Source organism: Mycolicibacterium tusciae, assembly GCF_002086795.1.
GTDB classification, from domain to species: domain Bacteria; phylum Actinomycetota; class Actinomycetes; order Mycobacteriales; family Mycobacteriaceae; genus Mycobacterium; species Mycobacterium tusciae.
In genome coordinates, this window is sequence record NZ_MVIM01000055.1 from 1 (window position 1) to 1,364 (window position 1,364).

Consider the following 1,364-nt stretch of genomic DNA (forward strand, 5'->3'; position numbering starts at 1 on the left):
GCGTTCGATGCTCCTATGTTTGTCAAGCCGCGTTCGAGTTGGCTTTGTCGGCGAGTGAGTCTGTCTGGGCGCGTGGGAGATTAGCGTAGATTTCGCGGGCGATGTAGCGCTTGAGGCAGCGGATGATCTCGCGTTTGGTGAGTCCCTCGTTGGTTCGTCGTTCGACGTAGGCGCGGGTGGGTTCGTGGTGGCGTAGTCGGACGATGGTCACGATGTAGAGGGCGCTGTTGGCCGCTCGATCGCCGCTTCGGCTGAGTCGATGTCGCCCGGTGGTGCGTCCACTGCTGGCCGGCTGTGGTGCCACCCCGCAGAGTTTGGCGAAGGCAGCCTCGTTGTGAATGCGGTCGGAGTTGTCGCCGGCCGTGACGAGGAATTGGCCTGCCAGTTCCACGCCGACACCGAAGAGCTCGACGAGATCGGGCGCCGCGGCACGGACGACGACGTCGATCTGCTTGTTAAGTGTCTTGACCTCGGCGTCGAGTGCCTTCCACCGGCGGGCCAGGTCGCGAAGGGCGGTCTTGATGCTGGCCGTCAAGAGGCGCTCGGGGTGAGCGCGTAAGTCGGCGAAATCGGTGGTCTCAGGCCGAAGACCAAGACAACGATTGATCAGCGTGCGTTTCGTCAGTACGACGAGTTCGTCACGCAGTGGCGACGGCGCACCGATCATGATCCCGAACAAGGTGTTGAAGGTCTGCGTTCGCGCTTTGACCGCGCTGCTACGGGTGACCCGCAACGTGCGTATGACTTCGACCATGCCGGACTTGGACTTCGGAGTGGCGGTTGAGGTTTGGCCGAGCACGGCCCGTGCGATCTGTTCGGCATCCAGGCGATCGGACTTGCCGTCCATACGTCTGGCGATGCGGTTGGGTCGATTGACCTCGATGACCTTTTCGCCTGCGGCCGTCAGGGCCCGAGTCAGAGTTGCCCCGAACGATCCAGTGCTCTCCACACCGATAGCCTCCAGCGGTCCGCAAGTGCGCATCCAGGACAGCAAGGCGCGATAGCCAGCATCAGTGGCTGGGAACTGCTGGTGACCAAGCAACCGTCCGTGCTGATCGATGACCGCGGCGTAGTGGGTATGTTTGTGGGTGTCGACGCCACCGATGACAGCGTCGGCTTCTGCTGCGACCATGGAACTCGCTCCTCCGTTAGGGCCAATCTGACGGGTGGGTGAACCGGCCGGGCGGAGCGACAGGTCTGTGACGGGGCTTCTAGTCCAAGCTCCTATCAGGTCAGATCCGTCTGGCCGGTTGCGCGCCGCGACGCTGTACCGGCCCGGTCGACAAATCGAACGCAGGACACCTTGGTCATACCTTGGCCGGGGTCAGACCGAGCCGGTACAACGTCGAGTAACAGTCTTCACA

1 protein-coding gene is annotated in these 1,364 nt (G+C 62.6%); it reads right to left on the bottom strand.

The window, feature by feature from the left end:
* Positions 1-22: 22 nt before the first annotated feature.
* A complete protein-coding gene (locus BST47_RS30075) occupies positions 23-1,132 on the bottom strand; it encodes an IS110 family RNA-guided transposase (protein WP_083129376.1) in 1,110 nt (369 codons plus the stop codon).
* Positions 1,133-1,364 lie beyond the last annotated feature (232 nt).

What these genes read in the sequence shown, in the direction of transcription:
- BST47_RS30075 (WP_083129376.1), bottom strand. Translation starts at nt 1,132, where the DNA reads ATGGTCGCAGCAGAAGCCGACGCTGTCATCGGTGGCGTCGACACCCAC.